Below are 19,515 nucleotides of genomic sequence, written 5' to 3'. Positions count from 1 at the left end.
CATGAAAGAACAGTTCACAACCACGGTGAGAGTGAAGGGGAAGGGCGACGCCAAAGCGCGCGCCTTTGCCGACGCCCTCAACCACGTTCAGGCCGCGGTGATGAAAGCCTCACCGCATATCTTACTGCGTATTGAGCCACAGGATGTGCAGGTAGTTCAGGCGCAAGAAGCGGTGCGTAAAGAAGCGTTTCTGTTCTTCTTTCTGCGCCGGGAAAGACGCACCTACAGCGTGGAGCTGGATGTGACCGTCAACGTGACTGCCATCAATCTCGACCAGGTGGATTTCGTCACGCAACGCTGATTATTCATAAAAGGGCAGACTGATGTTCTTAATTATATTAATAAAATCGCTCATCATTGGCGGCCTGGTTGGCGTCGGTGTCGGAGCCGGGGCTGCACGCATGTTTCATGCGCCTACCACTCAGGGTATGGGCGCGTTTCGTACGTTGGGGGAACTGAACTCCTGTGAAGGGGATCCGGCGTCCCACTTCTCCTTTGGGTTAGGTTTCTTCTTTAACGCCTGGGCCTCTTCCGTGGCTGCAGGTGCCTTCACACAGGACGTTGACCACCGCATCATCCCGAACTGGGGTGCTGCTGCACTGATGATCAAAAACCGTAACGTCGGCGAAACGCTGCACGATCCCCGCAAAATGGCGATTGCCTGCGGCGTGATTGGCATGCTCGTCGTCACCTTCCTGAACCTGACCGCCTCCTCCGTGCCGGCAGCGCTGCAGGTCACCGCCGTGAAGGTGCTGGTGCCTGCCGCGAACCTGCTGGTTAACACCGTGATGCCGGTGATCTTCTGGCTGGCGGCCATCGACGCGGGTAAAAAATCGGGCTTCTGGGCCACCATCTTCGGCGGCGCGGCGCAGCTGATCATGGGGAACGCCGTACCGGGTCTGGTTCTCGGCATCCTGATCGGTAAAGGCGTTGAGGAGAGCGGCTGGAACCACGTCACCAAAGTGATGATGGCGGCGATCGTCCTGCTGTTCGTGTTGAGCGGCTTCTTCCGCGGCTTCGACATGAAGATGATCGAATCCTTCCATCTGACCGTGCCGAACTGGCTCGACATGATCCACAACTCGCTCAGCGGTAAATAACAGGAGCCTCTAAATGGAACAGAATAAAGGTTTTTGGTATGCCGACTGGTCGTTCCCGATCTTCGTTGGCCTGCTCTCCTCCGGCGTCTTCGCCGGGACGCACATGTACTACCTCTACGGCATCGGCGCGTTTAACGAAGTGGCCTTCGTGGCGATGCTGAAAGCGGGCATCGATACCGGCGTCTACGGCGCGGTGGCGGCGTTCGGCGCGAGCTTCCTGTTCGCCCGCATTATTGAAGGGTCGCTGGTGGGTATTCTCGACATCGGCGGGGCGATCCAGACCGGCGTGGGCCTCGGCGTACCGGCGCTGTTGCTGGGCGCGGGGATCATGTTCCCGGTGACCAACTTCATTGCCTCGCTGATTACCGGCCTGGTGATTGGTCTGGCGATTGGCTACGTCATCATCCTGGCGCGTAAGTTCACCATCAACCAGAGCAACTCCACCTACGGCGCAGACGTGATGATGGGCGCGGGTAACGCCTCCGGGCGCTTCCTCGGGCCGCTGATTATCCTCAGCGCGATGACCGCCTCCATTCCAATCGGCGTCGGTTCGCTGGTGGGCGCGCTGCTGTTCTACATCTGGCAGAAGCCGATTACCGGTGGCGCCATCCTCGGCGCAATGATTTTGGGCTGGCTGTTCCCGGTCGCCCTTTAATACCCGCGGGCGCTCCGGCGCCCGCCCTATCAGGAGATCCTCATGTTTGATTTACTCCTGCGCCGTGCGCGCCTCGCCGACGATACCCTGACCGATATCGCCATTCAGGACGGGAAGATCGCCGCGACGGGCGAAATTGACGCTCCCGCCCGTAAAACGGTTGAGCTTAACGGTGACGTGTACGTCAGCGCGGGCTGGATTGACTCCCACGTTCACTGCTACCCGAACTCACCGATTTACCACGACGAGCCGGACAGCGTGGGCATTGCCACCGGCGTCACTACCGTGGTGGACGCGGGCAGTACCGGGGCCGACGACGTGGACGATTTTTACGACATCACCCGCAAAGCCTCCACCGAGGTCTTTGCCCTGCTGAATATCTCCCGCGTGGGGCTGATTGCCCAGAACGAACTGGCCAACATGGCAAACATTGACGCCGATGCGGTGAAGCAGGCGGTGAAGCGCCACCCTGATTTTATTGTCGGCCTGAAGGCGCGCATGAGCAGCAGCGTGGTCGGTGAAAACGGCATCACGCCGCTGGAGCGCGCCAAAGCCATCCAGAAAGGAAATGGCGATTTGCCGCTGATGGTGCACATCGGCAATAACCCGCCGAACCTCGATGAAATCGCCGAGCTGTTAAGCTCCGGCGACATCATTACCCACTGCTACAACGGCAAGCCAAACCGCATTCTGACGCCGTCCGGCGAGCTGCGCGCCTCCATCACCTCCGCCCTGAAGCGTGGCGTGCGTCTGGACGTCGGCCACGGCACGGCGAGCTTCAGCTTTGAGGTGGCGAAACGCGCCATCGCGATGGGCATTCTGCCGCACACCATCAGCTCGGATATCTACTGCCGCAACCGCATCAACGGCCCGGTGGGCTCGCTGGCAAGCGTGATGTCGAAGTTTCTCGCCATCGGCATGTCATTGCCGCAGGTGATTGACTGCGTGACCTCGAACGCCGCCGACGGCCTGCGCCTGACGCGCAAGGGCCGCATCCAGCCGGGTCTCGACGCCGACCTGACGCTGTTCACGATTAAACGCCAGCCAACGGTGCTGACGGACGCTGAAAACGACAGCCTGCAGGCTGAACACATTCTGGTGCCGCTTGCCGCGATCCGCGCGGGCAAGGGCTACATGACCGAACAAGGGAGCACGGAACATGCCTTCGATTTATGAGAAGTATAATTTAAAGCAGGTTATCAACACCTCTGGCCGCATGACGGCGCTGGGCGTCTCCACGCCGCGCCCGGAAGTAGTGCAGGCGGCGATGGACGGCATGAATCATTACTTCGAGATGAAGGATCTGGTTAACAAAACCGGGGAATACATCGCGAAGCTGCTGGATGTGGAAGGCGCGACGGTGGTCTCCTGCGCGTCGGCGGGCATCGCCCAGTCCGTGGCGGCGGTGCTGGTAAAAGACAGCGACTGGCTGCTGGAAAACCTGCACGTCACGCCAATCGAGAACAATGAAATCGTCCTGCCGAAAGGCCACAACGTTAACTTTGGCGCGCCGGTCGGCACCATGGTGGCGCTGGGCGGCGGCAAGCTGGTGGAAGCGGGTTACGCCAACGAATGTTCCGCCGATCAGCTGGCGGCGGCCATCACCCCGCGCACGGCGGCGATCCTCTACATCAAATCGCACCACTGCGTGCAGAAAAGCATGCTCAGCGTCGAGCAGGCGGCAGTCGTCGCACGTAAACACTCCCTGCCGCTGATCGTCGATGCCGCGGCGGAAGAAGATCTGCACGTGTACTACCGCTCCGGCGCGGATCTGGTGATTTACAGCGGCGCGAAGGCGATCGAGGGGCCAACCAGCGGCCTGGTGATCGGCAAAACCCAGTACGTCGAGTGGGTGAAACGCCAGACGGCGGGCATTGGCCGCGCCATGAAGGTGGGTAAAGAGGGGATCCTCGGCCTGACCTGCGCCATCGAACACTACCTGACGGCCACCAAAGAAAGCGGTGCCGAGATGGTGGCGAAGATGACACCGTTTATCGACGCGCTCAACACCCTGAACGGCGTCACCGCCCGCGTGGTCTGGGACAGCGCGGGTCGCGATATCGCCCGCACCGAAATTAAGTTCGACGAAGCTACCACAGGCGTCGGCACGGGTGACCTGGTGAACGCGCTCAAGCAGGGCGAATACGCCATCTATTTCCGTGGCTACAAGGCCAACGAAGGGATTATCGAAGCGGACGTGCGTAGCGTAAGTGCTGACCAGCTGAACATCGTCTACCGCCGCATTAGCGAAGTATTAGGACAGGAGAAAAACGCATGAAACTGACCCCCAATTTTTACCGTGACCGCGTCTGCCTGAACGTGCTGGCCGGCTCGAAAGCCAACGCCAGCGCCATTTACGAGGCGGCGGAAGGTCACGTGCTGGTGGGCGTGCTCTCCAAAAATTACCCGGACGTGGCGAGCGCGGTCGCGGATATGCGTGAATACGCGGCGCTGATTGATAACGCGCTCTCCGTAGGGCTGGGCGCGGGCGATCCGAACCAGTCGGCGATGGTGAGCGAGATCTCCCGCCAGGTGCAGCCGCAGCACGTTAATCAGGTCTTCACCGGCGTGGCCGCGAGCCGCGCGCTGTTGGGGCAGAATGAATCGGTGGTCAATGGTCTGGTCTCTCCGACCGGTACCGTCGGCATGGTGAAAATCTCCACCGGCCCGCTGAGCAGCAAAGCGCCGGACGGCATCGTGCCGGTTGAAACGGCGATTGCCTTGCTGAAAGACTTCGGCGGCAGTTCGATCAAGTACTTCCCGATGGGCGGCCTCAAGTGCCGTGACGAATACCAGGTGGTGGCGGAAGCCTGCGCCCGTCACGACTTCTGGCTGGAGCCGACGGGGGGTATCGATCTGGAAAACTATGAGGCGATCCTGCAGATCGCCCTCGACGCGGGCGTGAGCAAAATCATCCCGCATATCTACAGTTCAATTATCGACAAAGCCAGCGGCGATACGCGTCCCGAAGATGTGCGTACGCTGCTGGCGATGACGAAGAAGCTGGTGAAGTAGAACTCACACATATAAAGGAGCCACCATGCACACCCGTAACCTGCTTGTCGCTTCACTCTCAATGCTCGCCACCGCCGCCATCGCCCAGACGCAATACGCCTGGGTGGGCACCTATAATCCGAATGGTGAAGGGCTGTACCGTTTTACCGTCGACCCGCAAACCGGCGCGCTGGACGATAAAACGCTGGTGAGCAAACTGCCGAACACGGCGCAGTTGACCCTTTCGCAAGACGGTAAAACGCTGTATCTGGCAAGCGAAGTGGAGCAGGGCGTGGTGCAGGCGCTGCGCGTCGGCGATAACGGTGAGCTGAGCGAGCTGAATCAGGTGGCCTCCGGTGGCGCCGGGCCGGTGTATCTTTCGCTAACGCCAAACGGCAAGCATCTGCTGGTGGCGAACTACGTCAGCGGATCGATTGCCGTTTTGCCCGTCAACGCGGACGGCAGCCTGGGTGACGCGACGGACAGACATCAGGACCAGGGCGAACCGGGCGCGGCGAAGCCGGAAGCGGCCGTTGAGGGCAGTTTCGCGATCAGCGATCACAACGGCCCGCATGCGCACATGATCGCCGCCGATCCGAGCGGGAAATACGTTTTTTCCACCGATCTTGGGCTGGATCGTATCTATCAGTACCGCTTTGACGATCGAACCGGAAAGCTAACGCCGAACGATCCGCCGTTTATCAGCGCCTCTTCGAAAGGTGCCGGTCCGCGCCACTTCGTCTTTACGCCGAAAGGCGATGCCCTGTGGCTGATTAACGAAGAGGCGTCGACGCTCACCCATTATGCGCTGGACAGCAGCGGCAGACTGAAAGAGGGCAAAACGGTCTCTGCCCTGCCGGACGGTTACAAAGGCACCAGTTTTGCTGCCGGGCTGGCGCTAAGCGCCGATGGTAAACAGCTGTATGTGGCGAACCGTTTGCATAACAGCATCGGGCACTTTACCGTAACAGCGGAGGGCACGCTGACGCATCAGGAGGATGTCTGGACGCGCGGCGACTACCCGCGCACCCTGACGCTCGATCAGCAGGGCCGCTGGCTGTACGTCATGAACCAGCGCAGCGACAACATTACCCGTTTCCGCGTGGCGCAGGACGGCAAGCTGAGCTTCGAGCCAGACTATACCCCGGTCGGCAGCCCATCCCAGATGGTCATTTCACCCTGAGCAGTAAGAGGACAACGACGTGAGATTTCCGAACCAACGTTTAGCGCAACTTTTCGATCTGTTGCAAAACGAGACGCTGCCGCAGGACGAGCTGGCGCAGCGGCTGTCGGTCTCCACGCGAACCGTCCGCGCAGATATCACCGCCCTGAACGCGCTGCTGGCGAGCCACGGCGCGCAGTTTATTCTGAGCCGGGGTAACGGCTACCAGCTTAAAATTGACGATGCCGAGCGCTATCAGCAGCTGCAGGCATCGCACCCGCGCGCGCTGCGTATTCCCCGAACGGGACCGGAGCGCGTGCACTATCTGGTGGTGCGTTTCCTGACGTCGGCGTTTTCACTTAAGCTTGAAGATCTGGCCGACGAGTGGTTTGTCAGCCGCGCCACCTTGCAGAGCGACATGGTGGAAGTGCGCGAGTGGTTCCAGCGCTATAACCTGACGCTGGAAACCCGCCCGCGCCACGGCATGAAGCTGTTTGGCAGCGAGATGTCGGTCCGCGCCTGCCTGACCGATCTTCTGTGGGAGCTGGCGCAGCAGGACAGCCTTAACCCGCTGGTGACGGAGGTCGCGCTCAACGCCGGGGTACCGGAGCAGATGGTGGTCGTGCTTCACGACGCGCTCACCCGCCATCACATTCGTCTGACCGACGAAGGCGAACTGTTCCTGCGCCTGTACTGCGCGGTGTCGGTGCGGCGCATCAGCGAGGGGTATCCGCTGCCGGAATTCCACGCGGAAGACGTGGAAGAGAACGTGCGCGAGGCGGCGAAGGATATCGCGGTGGCCATTCAGGAGCTGGCGGGCAAGGCGCTTGCGCCATCCGAAGAGAGCTGGCTGTGCGTCCACATCGCGGCGCGGCAGATTCAGGAGATTGCCCCCAGCGCGATTAACGCCGACGACGACGAAGCGCTGGTCAACTATATCCTTCGCTACATCAACACCCACTATAACTACAACCTGCTCAGCGACGCGCAGCTGCACGCCGATCTGCTCACGCACATCAAAACCATGATCACCCGCGTGCGCTATCAAATCATGATCCCCAATCCGCTGCTGGACAACATCAAGCAGCACTATCCGATGGCGTGGGATATGACTCTCGCGGCGGTGTCGAGCTGGGGGAAATACACCCCGTATGCGATCAGCGAAAACGAGATTGGTTTTCTGGTGCTGCACATCGGCGTGGGGCTGGAGCGCCACTACAACATCGGCTACCAGCGCCAGCCGCGCGTGCTGCTGGTGTGCGACGCCGGTAATGCGATGGTGCGCATGATCGAGGCGGTGCTCCAGCGCAAATACCCGCAGATCGAGGTGACGCGCACGCTCACTCTGCGCGAGTACGAGCTTGCGGATGCCATCGGCGAAGACTTTGTCATCTCCACCGCCCGCGTGAGTGAAAAATCTAAACCGGTGGTGACGATCGCCCCGTTCCCGACCGATTATCAGTTAGAGCAGATCGGCAAGCTGGTGCTGGTGGACCGCACCCGCCCGTGGATGCTGGAGAAATACTTCGACGCGGCCCATTTTCGCATTCTCGACAAGCCTGTTGACCAGCAAACGCTGTTCCACGAGCTGTGTGACCAGCTTGAACGCGAAGGCTTTGTTGGCGCGGAGTTTCTGGATTCGGTCGTTGAGCGTGAAGCTATCGTCAGCACCATGCTCGGCGACGGTATCGCGCTGCCGCACTCCCTCGGCCTGCTGGCACAGAAAACGGTGGTCTATACGGTGCTGGCTCCGCAGGGTATTCAGTGGGGGGATGAAACGGCGCACGTCATCTTCCTGCTCGCCATCAGCAAAAGCGAGTACGAAGAGGCGATGGCGATTTACGACATCTTCGTCACTTTCCTGCGAGAACGCGCGATGACGCGCCTGTGCCAGTGCGAGGATTTTGCGGCGTTTAAGGCTGAGGCGATGGAGAGTTTGAGCCGGTTTTGAGAGGCGTTATCCAGAATTCGATGTAATGCGAATGTAATGCTAAACTGCATTACACATTCGATTTTACTGGAGGCATAATGGCCACGCTTAACGTCCGTCTGGATGACAAACTCAAAAATGAGGCGTATGCCGTGCTGGAAAAACTCAATATTACCCCAACGGAAGCCGTGCGGTTACTGTTTCAGTACGTTGCGGAAACAGGGCGTATGCCGGTGAAAACTGTCACCATCAGTGACAGTGAAGATGAACTGATACAGACAGTCCGGGAGCGACTGGCGAATCCACAAAAGGGAATTAAGGTTAGTCTGGATGATTTATGAACTGGAGTTCGACCCGAGGGCTTTAAAGGAGTGGCATAAGCTGGGCGATACGGTGAAATGCCAGTTTAAAAAGAAACTTGCTGACGTCTTAGTGAACCCCAGAATTGAATCGGCCCGCCTGCACGGCCTGCCGGATTGCTACAAAATAAAACTCAGATCTCTGGGTTATCGTTTGGTTTATCAGGTTCAGGATAACGTAGTTACGGTATTTGTTATCGCTATCGGAAAGAGAGAGAAATCAGCCGTTTATCATGAAGCAAATAAACGGCTTTAGCATTTAACGCAGATGATGCACAACCTGGTTGCTGCTGCCGCGCCAGATCAGGGCCGGATCTTTTAAATCCTGCACGAACTTGCCGTCCACCAGCACGTTAATCAAATCCACGACTTCCCTCTGAGCAGCATTCAGCTCTTCCAGCTTATATCCCGTCCAGACCCAGATATCTTTTCCCGCGCACTCGCGGCGAATGCGTTTCACCAGCTTCAGGATCTCCGGCACGTTTTGCGGATGGAGCGGATCGCCGCCGGAGAGCGAAATTCCCTGGCGTTTGATGCGCGTGTCGTTCAGGTCGTTGATGATGCGGTCTTCCATTTCAGCGGTAAACGGCATGCCGGAATTTACGCGCCAGGTGCTTTTGTTGTAGCAGCCGGGGCACTCATGTACGCAGCCTGAAACGAACAGGGTGCAGCGGGTGCCGGGGCCGTTGACGATGTCGACGGGGTAGTACTGATGGTAGTTCATAGCGGTTAACCAAGCCGGGTACAGTGTGAGTGCGGATTGTAGGCCCGGTAAGCGTAGCGCCACCGGGCATAAATGTGGCAGTGGCTCAACCGATCTGCCCATTCCCCAGATGTTTCACCCGGCGCTTCACCTCTTCCTGCTTGCCGGCGTTAAACGGACGGGCATCCGGGCTGCCGAGATAGCCGCACACGCGACGGGTCACGGAGACACGGGCTGCATCGTGGTTGCCGCATTTCGGGCAGGTAAAGCCTTTGCTCGTACACTCGAACTCACCGGTAAAGCCACACTCGTAGCATTCGTCGATTGGCGTATTGGTCCCGTAATACGGCACGTGCTGATAGCTATAATCCCACACGTCTTCCAGCGCCTTCAGGTTGTGCTGGATGTTCGGGTACTCGCCGTAGCAGATGAAGCCGCCGCTGGCGATGGGCGGATAGGCCGCTTCGAAGTCGATCTTGTCGTACGGGTTTACCTTTTTCTCCACGTCGAGGTGGAAGCTGTTGGTGTAGTACCCTTTGTCGGTCACGCCTTCCACAATCCCGAACTCGGCGGTGTCCAGACGGCAGAAGCGGTCGCACAGGTTCTCGCTCGGCGTACTGTAAAGGCTAAACCCGTAGCCAGTTTCCTCTTTCCACTGGTCAACCGCGTCGCGCAGGCGCTGGACAATCGCAATGCCTTTTTCGCGCAGGGCCGCGCTGTCGTACATATGCGCGTCGCCAGACAGGGCGTTGATGGTTTCGTGGATGCCGATATAGCCCAGCGAAATCGACGCGCGGCCGTTTTTGAAGATCTCGGACACGTCATCGTCCGCCTTCAGGCGCACGCCGCAGGCCCCTTCCATATAGAGGATGGGCGCCACGCGGGCTTTCACCCCTTCAAGGCGTGCGATACGGGTCATCAGCGCCTTACGCGCCAGCTGCAGGCGTTCATCCAGCAGTTTCCAGAATTCAGCTTCATTGCCTTTGGCCTCCAGCGCGATGCGCGGCAGGTTCAGGCTGATGACGCCCAGGTTGTTACGCCCGTCGTGGATCTGCTCGCCGTTTTCATCCTCGTACACCCCGAGGAAGCTGCGGCAGCCCATAGGCGTTTTAAACGAACCGGTGACTTTTACCACCTGGTCGTAGTTCAGAATGTCCGGGTACATGCGCTTGCTCGCGCACTCCAGCGCCAGCTGTTTGATGTCGTAGTTCGGATCGCCAAACTTGTGGTTCAGGCCGTCGCGGATGGCGAACACCAGTTTCGGGAACACCGCGGTTTTACGGTTTTTGCCGAGGCCGGAAATACGGTTGCGCAGAATGGACTGCTGGATCAGGCGTGATTCCCAGCTGGTGCCCAGGCCAAAACCGAAGGTTACAAACGGCGTCTGCCCGTTGGCGGTGTGCAGCGTGTTCACTTCATATTCCAGCGACTGGAACGCGTCGTAGCACTCTTTTTCGGTACGGGAGCGCGCATAGCCGTCCGCGTCCGGGATCTGCCACTCTTCGGCAGTTTTCCGATGCTTGTTGAAGCTCGCCGTCACGAACGGGGCCAGCACTTCGTCAATGCGGTTAATGGTGGTCCCGCCATAAATGTGGCTCGCCACCTGAGCGATGATCTGTGCCGTTACCGCTGTCGCCGTGGAGATCGACTTAGGCGGTTCAATCTCGGCGTTACCCATTTTAAAGCCCTGGGTCAGCATGCCTTTCAGGTCGATCAGCATGCAGTTGAACATCGGGAAGAACGGCGAGTAATCGAGGTCGTGATAGTGGATCTCGCCGCGCTCGTGTGCCGAGACCACGTCGCGCGGCAGCAGATGCTGGCGGGCATAGTGTTTGGCGACGATACCGGCCAGCAGATCGCGCTGGGTCGGGATCACTTTGCTGTCTTTGTTGGCGTTTTCATTGAGCAGGGCAGAGTTGGTCTGCTCCACCAGGCCACGGATCTCCTGATTCAGGCGACCGCGCTTCTCACGCTGCACGTCGCGATCGTGGCGATACTCAATGTAGGCGCGGGCTAACTGTTTGTAGGGGCCAGCCATCAGCTGGTTTTCAACCGCGGTCTGGATCTCGTTGATATCGACCTGGCTGCGTTCAGTCATCTGGCTGCTAACGACTCCTGCGACGGTGGCGCAGTAATCTGCGTCATCGACTCCCGCTGCTTTAGCTGCACGCAGAATGGCTTCCTGGATGCGCTCTGATTTAAACGGCACTTTACAGCCATCACGTTTCATCACATGCGGTGTCATGATCACTCCATTTTTAAAAACAGGTTATCCACAGAGGTGGAGAAGTATTCACCGGACGTATTCCCCGCCAGGCCAAAGACTTCCCCCGTTCCCAGCTCATGTTATCCACAATTCCGGCCAGCGTAAGCGCCGTCTTGTTGTTGGAATAGTAGACGATTAATACAAGATGTTGGGTCGGCGTGCATTTTAAGTTCTACATATAGTGATTTGCATCAAACAAGTTTGCGATTTATTTGACGCAGAACAAAGTAAAAAGACGAGAGTACAAACGGCGGGCGCTTCAGCCTTTGTAAAGACGCGAAGGAAAAATCTGATTAATTATTCAACAAAAACAAGCGCTCAACGTGGTACATGCTGAGCGCCGTTCGGTTAACTCACCGCGCAGGCCCAGCTCAATCCTGCCTGTAAAAAGGCTGCGGTAGCGATACTGCCCAGTATCACCGGAATGAGAAGGGAGCGGTCAGGGGCCGCATCCTGTTTTTGAGGTTCTTCAGCACTCAGGGCGGACATCGCCTCTTCCCGGGTGCGCGCCGCCAGAAGCTGCGCGCGCACTCGATCTTCTGTCAATAAACTGGTCAGCGTCGTCAGCAGTTGCATATGGGTACTGCCTGCTTCCGCGGGCGGAATGGCGAGCAGGAAAACCATTCTGACCTCTTCATCACCGTCCAGCCCCGGCCAGCGTATCGGGTCGTCAAAGAGTGCCAGACAAAACGCCGCCTGCTGCACCGCCTCGGTTTTACCGTGCGGAACGGCGAGCGCTTCACCCAGCGCGGTAGGGCCTTCGCTTTCGCGCTGTAACACGCTCTGGATGAATGTTTCTTCATCGCAGATGATTTTTCGCCTGGCGAGCGGTTCGGCGAGCCAGCGGATCAGCGCTTCAGGCGTACGGTGCGGCGGGTTGATAAAAACCAGATCGGGGTGCGTCAATGCAAGCAAGTTCATATTAAGCCTCCATCAAAAAATCGCAGGTTGCGAAAGGGGGGATTGCCGTTACCGGCGGCACAGGCTCTTCCAGATAGTTGATCTGACGTAGCCCCACCAGACTTTCCGGGACGGGAACCGGCTGCGTCCCGGCGTTAAACACCCGGACGACGGTGCCATTCGACCGTTGCGCATGGGGCAGGGCAGAAAGGACTAGCGGCTCCGGCAGGGTCAATAATGAGAATTGTGCCGGAAGCTGATGCTCGGGCAGACGCAACGCAAAGCGCTCAAGACGGTGATCGAGCGTGTGTAACGATTGCCGTTGGTAGGTGAAAGGCTGTCCGGCCGCCTGATTTTCCAGTTGGCGAAGCGTGAGATGATCGGCGCTGTCGGCCAGCGCGACGGTAAATGAAAAGTGCAGCGGTTTCAGTAACTGGGCGTCGGGGGTCTCAACCACCGTATTATTAATGCCGGACGCCCGGCCCGGTCGCCAGTCGAGATCGTTGCGCCCGAGCACGCCCGTCGCTTTAAATAACGACAGGGCAATCGTCGCGGGTTCGCTGCCGATAATCTGAAATTCCTTCATACCGCGACTATTCACCACCAGCGCTTTGCCCGCTTCCGCGACAGCAATAATGCCTTCGGTGGTTTCGATATCCACGGGCATCTCGCGATAGCGCTCCTGCCAGTTTCCACTCTCACACCCCGTATCGCGCTGGATTATCGCGAAGGGCTGGGAGGCGATAGCGTGACGGGTGCGAATATCGCTGCCGATCAGTAAACGTAGCCGGTGATCGCAGTGGCTGTTTTCCAGCGAAGCCTCGACGTACAGGTTCGGATCGTCTTCGCGTAATGTGCACTCCAGACGAATGGATAACGGCGTTCGGGCAGTATCCTGGCGTCCGGCGAGATCTGGCGGAAGAAACAGGGTGGCTTCAACGATCAGCTTTTCGACAAGCGGCGTTTTCAGGCAGCCGACGAGCGTGAAATGGTCGCATCGCGTCGGCGTATCGCCCGCAAGCGGTGAGAAATCGTAGCTGTCGCCGGCATCCGCACAGTCTTCAAGGGTAAAGAACGAGGGGATGCATCTGCCGCTGCGTTTGTCGTGCAGGGTTAGCGTTCCGTCGTCCAGCGTTAATCGATACTGTGCATTCTCTATCTCGCTGCCCGTTGTCTGTTCAGGCTGCCGGAAAGGCGCCGGGTCATCTTCAACGTTAACGCTGAGATAGCCGACCGGCGGCAGAACCGGTGTTTTCACAGCAACGTGCCAGCGGTAATAAGGGGGAAGGGGCGTTTCACACTCGCCTTCGGCGTTAAGGGAGATCGCCGTTCCGCCGGGCAACACGTCTCTTTTCAGGACGTCGAAGGGGATGGCCTGCCCCTGATACATCAGGGCGATATTTTCAGCGCGGCTATAGAGAGTGGTTTTCACCACGCGCTGCGTTTGCGTGCCCAGCGGGTTAAAAATCAGCAGATCGCCTTCCCGAGCGCAGGCGGCGGCCAGGGTTTTCACCACCAGATTCCACAGGCTGTGGCACAGCTGTTCGGTTTGCTCCAGTCGATGCAAAATATCACGGTTGGTGGCATCGCTGTTACAGCCGCCGATGGAGTCATGGGCATGGCTTCGCAACAGCTTCTTCCAGAGCGTATCGACCACCGAGAGGTTGACCGGCAGCCCCTGGTGACGCGCCATGGCGATTGTCGGCTCCAGCTGCCGCAGGATGAACTGCTCAACTGCATCATTTTTCTTTTTAATGTCGTAGCGCACGGAGCCGATCGTTTTATGGATGCGGGTGTAGCGCGGCGATTTCAGCTCTCCTTCCCAGAATTCAAACTGCTCACGCTGCGCGCGCAGAATGTCGACGTATCGCTCCAGCGAACTGATGACGTACCGGTCCTCATCCGGGGAGCGTGCGCTGGCGACCTGCAGGATTTTCGGCAGCGCCGGGTCGATGCTGACCTGATCGCCGCCGCAGGGCAGCAGCAGGTCATTTATTCCGGCCCGCGAGCGCAGGAGATTGACCATCGGATAGATTTTTCCCTGCAAATGGCTCGCGTCTGAAGAGATGTTTTTAGCCGCGCCATAACCGAGCGCCATCGCGCAGGCGATAACTGTCTCCCCTGACGGCGCGCGCCAGAGGAACTGGCTGCTTTTCGCCTGTCTGTCGTGATCGATGCCGCGCCAGAAGACGATGTTGTCGATATTGCAGCCCTGCAAAATCGTGGGCATCTGCGCATTGTGGCCGAAGGTATCCGGAAGATACCCAACCTGCATGGCGTGCCCCAGCTTACGGGCAGAGAAGATGCCGTATTTGAGGTTGCGGATAATGGATTCGCCATGCACGTTGTAGGTGTCCGTCTGGGTATACCACGGCCCCACAAAAATCCTTTTCGCTCTGACCAGCGTCTCCAGCCTGGTGCGATACTCGGGATTGATGGCGAGAAAGTCCTCTACCACCGCCATCTGTCCGTCAAGGTGATAGCAGCTGTAAGCCGGGTCCTGCTCCAGCGTGTCGATGACGTCCGCAAAGTTATATGACGCCAGCACCATGCTGTCCTGACGGGTGAAATACCACTCCTGATCCCAGTGCGTATGGGCAATGACGTGGATCTGATTCATGACCTTCCCCTTAGCTGGCGTTCTTTGGGCTGACGTAAAGCACGCCCAGGGCGCAAATCAGTGCGCCAATAAAGACGCTCGCCAGGTAGCCCGCCACGTTGGTTGCCAGCGGCCAGCCCCAGATGGCAGGCAGCGGCAGCGTCTGCTTCACGCCGAGTGCAATGGCGACCAGCGCGCCGGCGACGGCACCGGTCATGAACACCGGGATCAGACGTGGGTTTTTCAGGATGAACGGGATCGCGCCTTCGGAGATCCCAATCACGCCCAACAGCAACGAGGTGCTGCCAACGGTTTTCTCTTCCCGGCTAAAAACATCCGGTAGTCCAAAGCGGCCGTTGAGGAACGCGGCAAAGCCGACACCAATAGAGGGGATCACGATGGAGAGTTCGCGGGCGGTGAGATCAAACGTTTCGCTCATGCCATTCAGGCCGAGCGCGACTGAGCCTGCCGCCTTGTTGACCGGGCCGCCCAGGTCGAACGCGGTGCCTGCGGCGATCATCGCGGAATAGAATCCGCGCCCGGTGTCACCTGCCGAGGTAAAAAAGACCACCATCAGCTGGTTAAGCGAGCCGAAAATCGGGTTAATCAAATATTCCATGACCATCACCAGCGTAATGCCGGTGATGAGCGGGACGACCAGCATGGTCTTGATGGTGGTGAGCTGCTGGCGGACGTGAATGGAATCATTCAGCCAGCGCACCAGATAGCCCACAAAAAAGCCAATGCCGATCGCGCCGAAAAAGCCGGACGGCATAAAGCCTTCGATATCAAAGAAGCGCTTGTAGACCTCGTCTGACATGATGCCGCCGATAAGTCCGGGGATCAGCGCCGGTTTGCCGGCAATGGAAAACGCCAGATACATGGCGAAAACCGGATACATGAACTTAATGGTCATAAAGCCCACTTTATCCAGCACGCTGAACGGCGAATGGTCGATGTTAATAAACTGGCCGGTAATTTTGGCCGTTGCCATCATCAGCCCGCCCATGACCACCACCGGCAGCATATAGCTGATGGCCGCCATGATATGGCCAATAAAAATCTGGTAAGCCGAAGGTTGGAGTTCGTCTTCATGTACGACAGTCGTGACGTTTTTTTCCATGGCAAGCGCCTGACGCAGATAGCGATCGGTATGCTTGATCAGCTCTTGCGTGCGGGTCTGAAGGTGGGGAATGTTTTCAAAGCGCTCGGCATCCTGAATGGGGACGTCGGTTGCCAGAATAATGGCCGTGGCGGAGGCGATATCCTGCTTCGTTAAGCGGTTTTTAACGCCGTCGCTGCCCTGCGTTTCGACCTTAACCTCAATATTGTGCTCTTTAGCCCATGCAATAATTTTATTCGCCGCCATAAAGGTATGTGCAATGCCCGTCGGGCACGCCGTCACCGCGACAACTTTTTGTTTCGTCATTGTCATAATTCCCTGGATGTGAAAACAGGGAAAGTATAAAGAGAACCTAAAACAGTTTTTAACGTTTGTTAATACTAATTACGTATCGCGATACGCGTAAATGCAATGTGTGAAGCGCCTTCCAGAGACTATTTCTCTGTTGTGTTAATATCATGCCGGGATTAAACAGGGTGTAATATATGAATTCATTCCAGGGAAGTGAACGCTTGATATTTGAATACATTCAGCATCACGCGTGTAATATTTCTAATATTTCGGCAAAAGAGATTGCCCGTGATACCTTTACAACGACAACATCCGTTAATCGTGTGTGTAAAAAAATGGGGTATAAAAGCTATACCGAGCTTCGGTATCGTTTTTTACGCGATCATTTTACCCCTGCGCCTGCAGTGCCCGACGCGGGTCCGCAGGCGGACGACATTGTGGCGGAGGTGTCCAGGCTGCTCATCCATTCCAGCCATATCTATCTGTACGCACGCGGTGCCTCGCTTACCAGTCTCAACTACCTGTCGCGCTTTTTATCGCTGGCGAGCCTGCCGCATCTTATTTTGAATGACATGCACCAGCTGACACGGGTATCGAAGGGGACGCTGGTGCTGATCAGCAAATCCGGGGAGACACAGTCGCTGATAGAAATGGCGCGAAACGCGCTGCGCAAGGGCTTAAAGATTATTGCAATTACCCGTCAGGGGGCGACGCTGGCGTCGATCTCAACGCTATGTTGGCCGTTATCGATCGACATTAACGCGGTATCGCTGTATCAGCGGGAGGGCCAGCTTGAACTGTTAAGCGCCGTGGACCGTATCGGCTGCAGGCTGCTGCAGCACGATACGGTGTAGTCAGGCCGTCAGAGCTGCTTCACTATCCCCAGACGTACGGCATAATCATTTTCATGGTTGCCGTCATTGTTGATATAGGTTTTATCCAGTGACACCAGTTCGACGTAAGGCGTCCAGCCATCGTCGAGCTGGTAGTTGAACGCAACGGTAAGCTCCCAGTAGGTATCATCCCCGGTTCCCTGATCGACATTATCCTGCCAGCGGAAGCGCGGGTTGTAGGACATACCGAATTTGCCAATGTTGTACGCGAACCAAATGTCGAACTGGTGTGACTGACGGCGGGTATAGCCGCTGCCGTCGAGTTCTTTGTCGCTGTGCGCGTCATTGATGGTGTTATAACGGTAACGGGCAGAGAGGTTCAGACCGTTATCGAACGCTTTCCAGCCCTGAATGAAGGGGCGATAGTGGGTATTACTGGGGGTGAAAACCGTCACCATGCCAGGCGCAACGGCAAAGCCATTGCCCAGATTGAAGCGCCAGCGCGTTTCAATCTCCTGTGCCGCCTCCGTTAATCCTTTGTCATCGGGATTATTTCTGTCGGTATCACCAAAAAAGGTGTCGTTATGGTTTTGTGCGGCTTCAACGGAGAAGTAAAAACCGTTATCCGCCTGATGCATAACCTTAATACGAGAATCATTTACGTCAGAGCGCGTATTATGGCCAAAGCGAAGGTCGACGGACGTATTTCCGCACCATCCCTGTGTGCTCAATAATAATGCGCTAATACACGTTACTTTAATAATTGTCTTTTTCATCATGTCCTGCCGAGGTTATTTAATTGGCAGGACTATTTTTATTTTCGGTACGCCGTGATGTAAAAGTTATCGTCGTACATTTAGCGTATCGCTAAACATAAAAAAAGGAGATACAGCATGCTGTATCTCCTGACGTTTATTCCTGCACCCACCAGATGGCTTCAAACGGGCGCAGTTGCAGCGTATCGGGACGAGAGGGGACGTCCTCATAGTTGCTGAGTGCGACCTGCCATGCGCCCTGTACCGGGTCCGGCTGCCACTGCTGGTGCTCTCGGCTCAGGTTCGCCACCACCATCAGCGTCTGGCCCTGCCACTGGCGGCGATAGCACCACAGGGAAGGGTGTTCCGGCAGGAGATCTTCATAATCTCCCCACGTCAGCACCGGGAGGGTTTTGCGCAGACGAATCAGCGACTGATAGGTGTAGAACACTGAATCCGGGTCGTCCAGCGCCGTACGGGCATTCACGGTTTCATAGTTATCGCAGACCCCAATCCACGGCTCGCCCTCGGTAAAGCCCGCATTGTGCGACGCGTCCCACTGCATTGGGGTTCGGCCGTTATCGCGGGATTTACTCGCCAGAATCGCCAGTAATTCATCCGGCTCGCGGCCATTGGCCCGCAGTTCGGCGAACATGTTCAGGCTTTCCACGTCGCGGTAGTCGGTGATGCGGCTGAAGTGCGGGTTGGTCATGCCCAGCTCTTCACCCTGGTAGATATACGGCGTGCCCTGCATGCCGTGCAGCACCATGCCGAGCATCTTTGCAGCGTGAACGCGGTGTTCCCCTTCGTCGCCAAAGCGCGACACGATGCGCGGCTGGTCGTGGTTACACCAGAACAGCGCGTTCCAGGCTTTGTTGTGCATGCCCTGCTGCCAGTGGCGGAAAAGGGTTTTCAGCGCCACGAAGTCCGGCTTTGCCTTCGTCCACTTTTCGCCGCCGGGGTAGTCCACCTTCAGGTGGTGGAAGTTAAAGGTCATCGACAGCTCGCGCCCGTCGAGCGACGCGTACTGCTGGCAGTTCTCCAGCGAGGTTGACGACATCTCGCCCACCGTCATCAGGTTGCGCGGGGTGAAGACGTCGCGGCTCATCTCCTGAAGATATTCGTGGATGCGCGGCCCGTCAGTGTAGAAGCGGCGACCGTCGCCAATGGTGTCGTCCGGGAAATCCTGATCTTTAGAGATGAGGTTAATCACGTCCAGACGCAAGCCGTCCACGCCGCGATCGGCCCAGAACTCGCATACCTTTTTCAGCTCGGCGCGCACCGCCGGGTTTTCCCAGTTGAGATCCGCCTGCTCGGGCGCGAAAAGGTGAAGATAATACTGCTCGCTCTCGGCGTGCCAGCGCCAGGCGTTGCCGCCAAACTTGGAGCGCCAGTTGTTGGGGAGCTGCTCCGGCGTGCCGTCGCGCCAGATGTAGAACTGGCGGTACGGGCTCTCTTTGTTCAGCGACTCGCGGAACCAGGCGTGCTGCGTGGAAGTATGGTTAAACACCATATCCAGCACGATGCGAATGCCGCGTTCGTGCGCTTCGGCAACCAGCTCGTCAAAGTCATCCAGCGTGCCAAAGGACGGGTCGATGGCGGTGTAATTCGCCACGTCGTAGCCGTTATCCACCTGCGGGGAAATATAAAACGGCGTCAGCCAGATAGCGTCGATGCCGAGGGTTTTCAGGTAATCCAGCCGCTGCGTCACGCCGCGCAGATCGCCGGTGCCGCTGCCGGTGGTGTCCTGAAAACTCTTTGGGTAAATCTGGTAGATGACGCCGTTCTGCCACCAGTGAGGAAGGGTATTCATAGTGCGTTCCTGCAAATGCGAAGGGGCGCAAC

Annotated in this window: 18 protein-coding genes; 11 read left to right on the top strand and 7 right to left on the bottom strand. The window is 57.6% G+C overall.

The window, feature by feature from the left end:
• The first annotated feature begins 1 nt into the window (after position 1).
• From IM284_RS17585 to IM284_RS17540, 10 genes are all read left to right on the top strand, one after another.
• Complete coding sequence (locus IM284_RS17585; RefSeq protein WP_006810338.1) at positions 2 to 301, top strand: DUF4312 family protein; 300 nt, start codon at positions 2 to 4, stop codon at positions 299 to 301.
• Positions 302 to 323: 22 nt separating this feature from the next.
• The gene (locus IM284_RS17580) at positions 324 to 1,100 is read left to right on the top strand and encodes a DUF4311 domain-containing protein (RefSeq protein ID WP_023310182.1); all 777 of its coding nucleotides are present in this window, start codon (positions 324 to 326) and stop codon (positions 1,098 to 1,100) included.
• Positions 1,101 to 1,113: 13 nt separating this feature from the next.
• Complete coding sequence (locus tag IM284_RS17575) at positions 1,114 to 1,755, top strand: DUF4310 family protein (RefSeq protein ID WP_003856081.1); 642 nt, start codon at positions 1,114 to 1,116, stop codon at positions 1,753 to 1,755.
• A gap of 42 nt (positions 1,756 to 1,797) precedes the next feature.
• On the top strand, positions 1,798 to 2,931 hold the full coding sequence (locus IM284_RS17570) for an amidohydrolase/deacetylase family metallohydrolase (RefSeq protein WP_047367000.1): 1,134 nt from the start codon (positions 1,798 to 1,800) through the stop codon (positions 2,929 to 2,931).
• Complete coding sequence (locus IM284_RS17565; protein WP_028015299.1) at positions 2,915 to 4,033, top strand: DgaE family pyridoxal phosphate-dependent ammonia lyase; 1,119 nt, start codon at positions 2,915 to 2,917, stop codon at positions 4,031 to 4,033. Before IM284_RS17570 ends, IM284_RS17565 begins: the two co-directional genes overlap by 17 nt.
• Positions 4,030 to 4,770 carry a KDGP aldolase family protein gene (locus IM284_RS17560; protein WP_047367001.1) on the top strand — a complete coding sequence of 247 codons (741 nt, stop codon included), beginning with the start codon at positions 4,030 to 4,032 and terminating at the stop codon, positions 4,768 to 4,770. The genes IM284_RS17565 and IM284_RS17560 overlap by 4 nt, the downstream gene beginning before the upstream one ends.
• A gap of 25 nt (positions 4,771 to 4,795) precedes the next feature.
• The gene (locus IM284_RS17555; protein WP_047367002.1) at positions 4,796 to 5,932 is read left to right on the top strand and encodes a lactonase family protein; all 1,137 of its coding nucleotides are present in this window, start codon (positions 4,796 to 4,798) and stop codon (positions 5,930 to 5,932) included.
• A 19-nt stretch (positions 5,933 to 5,951) separates the two neighbouring features.
• Positions 5,952 to 7,862, top strand: coding sequence for a transcription antiterminator (locus IM284_RS17550; RefSeq protein ID WP_047367003.1), 1,911 nt, complete (start codon positions 5,952 to 5,954; stop codon positions 7,860 to 7,862).
• A 77-nt stretch (positions 7,863 to 7,939) separates the two neighbouring features.
• On the top strand, positions 7,940 to 8,182 hold the full coding sequence (locus IM284_RS17545; RefSeq protein WP_023331889.1) for a type II toxin-antitoxin system RelB/DinJ family antitoxin: 243 nt from the start codon (positions 7,940 to 7,942) through the stop codon (positions 8,180 to 8,182).
• Positions 8,172 to 8,456 carry a type II toxin-antitoxin system RelE/ParE family toxin gene (locus tag IM284_RS17540; RefSeq protein WP_041911453.1) on the top strand — a complete coding sequence of 95 codons (285 nt, stop codon included), beginning with the start codon at positions 8,172 to 8,174 and terminating at the stop codon, positions 8,454 to 8,456. The genes IM284_RS17545 and IM284_RS17540 overlap by 11 nt, the downstream gene beginning before the upstream one ends.
• A 3-nt stretch (positions 8,457 to 8,459) precedes the next feature.
• Here IM284_RS17540 and nrdG read toward each other — a convergent pair whose 3' ends face one another.
• The 5 genes from nrdG to IM284_RS17515 all read right to left on the bottom strand — a co-directional run bounded on the left by nrdG (position 8,460) and on the right by IM284_RS17515 (position 16,097).
• Positions 8,460 to 8,924 (bottom strand): anaerobic ribonucleoside-triphosphate reductase-activating protein, encoded by a 465-nt coding sequence (nrdG, locus tag IM284_RS17535; RefSeq protein ID WP_028015303.1) that lies wholly within the window; start codon positions 8,922 to 8,924, stop codon positions 8,460 to 8,462.
• 85 nt (positions 8,925 to 9,009) lie between these two features.
• The gene (nrdD, locus tag IM284_RS17530) at positions 9,010 to 11,148 is read right to left on the bottom strand and encodes an anaerobic ribonucleoside-triphosphate reductase (RefSeq protein ID WP_047367004.1); all 2,139 of its coding nucleotides are present in this window, start codon (positions 11,146 to 11,148) and stop codon (positions 9,010 to 9,012) included.
• A gap of 369 nt (positions 11,149 to 11,517) precedes the next feature.
• Positions 11,518 to 12,090, bottom strand: a complete 573-nt coding sequence (locus tag IM284_RS17525; protein ID WP_041911451.1) for a PTS sugar transporter subunit IIA — start codon at positions 12,088 to 12,090, stop codon at positions 11,518 to 11,520.
• Between the two features lies 1 nt (position 12,091).
• Positions 12,092 to 14,689, bottom strand: coding sequence for a glycoside hydrolase family 38 C-terminal domain-containing protein (locus IM284_RS17520; protein ID WP_047367005.1), 2,598 nt, complete (start codon positions 14,687 to 14,689; stop codon positions 12,092 to 12,094).
• Positions 14,690 to 14,699: 10 nt separating this feature from the next.
• Positions 14,700 to 16,097: a PTS fructose transporter subunit IIC gene (locus IM284_RS17515; RefSeq protein WP_072058717.1), complete on the bottom strand. Its 1,398-nt coding sequence runs from the start codon at positions 16,095 to 16,097 to the stop codon at positions 14,700 to 14,702.
• A gap of 179 nt (positions 16,098 to 16,276) precedes the next feature.
• Here IM284_RS17515 and IM284_RS17510 point away from each other — a divergent pair, with 179 nt between their 5' ends.
• Positions 16,277 to 16,936 (top strand): MurR/RpiR family transcriptional regulator, encoded by a 660-nt coding sequence (locus tag IM284_RS17510; protein WP_041911449.1) that lies wholly within the window; start codon positions 16,277 to 16,279, stop codon positions 16,934 to 16,936.
• Between the two features lie 8 nt (positions 16,937 to 16,944).
• On the opposite strand, the gene IM284_RS17505 is transcribed toward IM284_RS17510, so the two are convergent.
• Positions 16,945 to 17,691, bottom strand: a complete 747-nt coding sequence (locus IM284_RS17505; RefSeq protein ID WP_193055850.1) for an oligogalacturonate-specific porin KdgM family protein — start codon at positions 17,689 to 17,691, stop codon at positions 16,945 to 16,947.
• 136 nt (positions 17,692 to 17,827) lie between these two features.
• Positions 17,828 to 19,483 carry an alpha,alpha-phosphotrehalase gene (gene treC / locus IM284_RS17500; RefSeq protein ID WP_047367006.1) on the bottom strand — a complete coding sequence of 552 codons (1,656 nt, stop codon included), beginning with the start codon at positions 19,481 to 19,483 and terminating at the stop codon, positions 17,828 to 17,830.
• Between the last annotated feature and the right edge of the window lie 32 nt (positions 19,484 to 19,515).

This window comes from Enterobacter cloacae complex sp. P12RS (assembly GCF_014895875.1).
Taxonomy (GTDB): Bacteria; Pseudomonadota; Gammaproteobacteria; order Enterobacterales; family Enterobacteriaceae; genus Enterobacter; species Enterobacter bugandensis.
Note: the sequence above shows the minus strand (reverse complement) of the source record. Positions and strands in the feature narration are given on the sequence as shown.

Bases quoted from the DNA above. Each gene is read 5' to 3' on its own strand.
- IM284_RS17585 (WP_006810338.1), top strand. From the start codon at position 2: ATGAAAGAACAGTTCACAACCACGGTGAGAGTGAAGGGGAAGGGCGAC.
- IM284_RS17580 (WP_023310182.1), top strand. From the start codon at position 324: ATGTTCTTAATTATATTAATAAAATCGCTCATCATTGGCGGCCTGGTT.
- IM284_RS17575 (WP_003856081.1), top strand. From the start codon at position 1,114: ATGGAACAGAATAAAGGTTTTTGGTATGCCGACTGGTCGTTCCCGATC.
- IM284_RS17570 (WP_047367000.1), top strand. From the start codon at position 1,798: ATGTTTGATTTACTCCTGCGCCGTGCGCGCCTCGCCGACGATACCCTG.
- IM284_RS17565 (WP_028015299.1), top strand. From the start codon at position 2,915: ATGCCTTCGATTTATGAGAAGTATAATTTAAAGCAGGTTATCAACACC.
- IM284_RS17560 (WP_047367001.1), top strand. From the start codon at position 4,030: ATGAAACTGACCCCCAATTTTTACCGTGACCGCGTCTGCCTGAACGTG.
- IM284_RS17555 (WP_047367002.1), top strand. From the start codon at position 4,796: ATGCACACCCGTAACCTGCTTGTCGCTTCACTCTCAATGCTCGCCACC.
- IM284_RS17545 (WP_023331889.1), top strand. From the start codon at position 7,940: ATGGCCACGCTTAACGTCCGTCTGGATGACAAACTCAAAAATGAGGCG.
- IM284_RS17540 (WP_041911453.1), top strand. From the start codon at position 8,172: ATGATTTATGAACTGGAGTTCGACCCGAGGGCTTTAAAGGAGTGGCAT.
- nrdG (WP_028015303.1), bottom strand. From the start codon at position 8,924: ATGAACTACCATCAGTACTACCCCGTCGACATCGTCAACGGCCCCGGC.
- nrdD (WP_047367004.1), bottom strand. From the start codon at position 11,148: ATGACACCGCATGTGATGAAACGTGATGGCTGTAAAGTGCCGTTTAAA.
- IM284_RS17525 (WP_041911451.1), bottom strand. From the start codon at position 12,090: ATGAACTTGCTTGCATTGACGCACCCCGATCTGGTTTTTATCAACCCG.
- IM284_RS17520 (WP_047367005.1), bottom strand. From the start codon at position 14,689: ATGAATCAGATCCACGTCATTGCCCATACGCACTGGGATCAGGAGTGG.
- IM284_RS17515 (WP_072058717.1), bottom strand. From the start codon at position 16,097: ATGACGAAACAAAAAGTTGTCGCGGTGACGGCGTGCCCGACGGGCATT.
- IM284_RS17510 (WP_041911449.1), top strand. From the start codon at position 16,277: ATGAATTCATTCCAGGGAAGTGAACGCTTGATATTTGAATACATTCAG.
- IM284_RS17505 (WP_193055850.1), bottom strand. From the start codon at position 17,691: ATGAAAAAGACAATTATTAAAGTAACGTGTATTAGCGCATTATTATTG.
- treC (WP_047367006.1), bottom strand. From the start codon at position 19,483: ATGAATACCCTTCCTCACTGGTGGCAGAACGGCGTCATCTACCAGATT.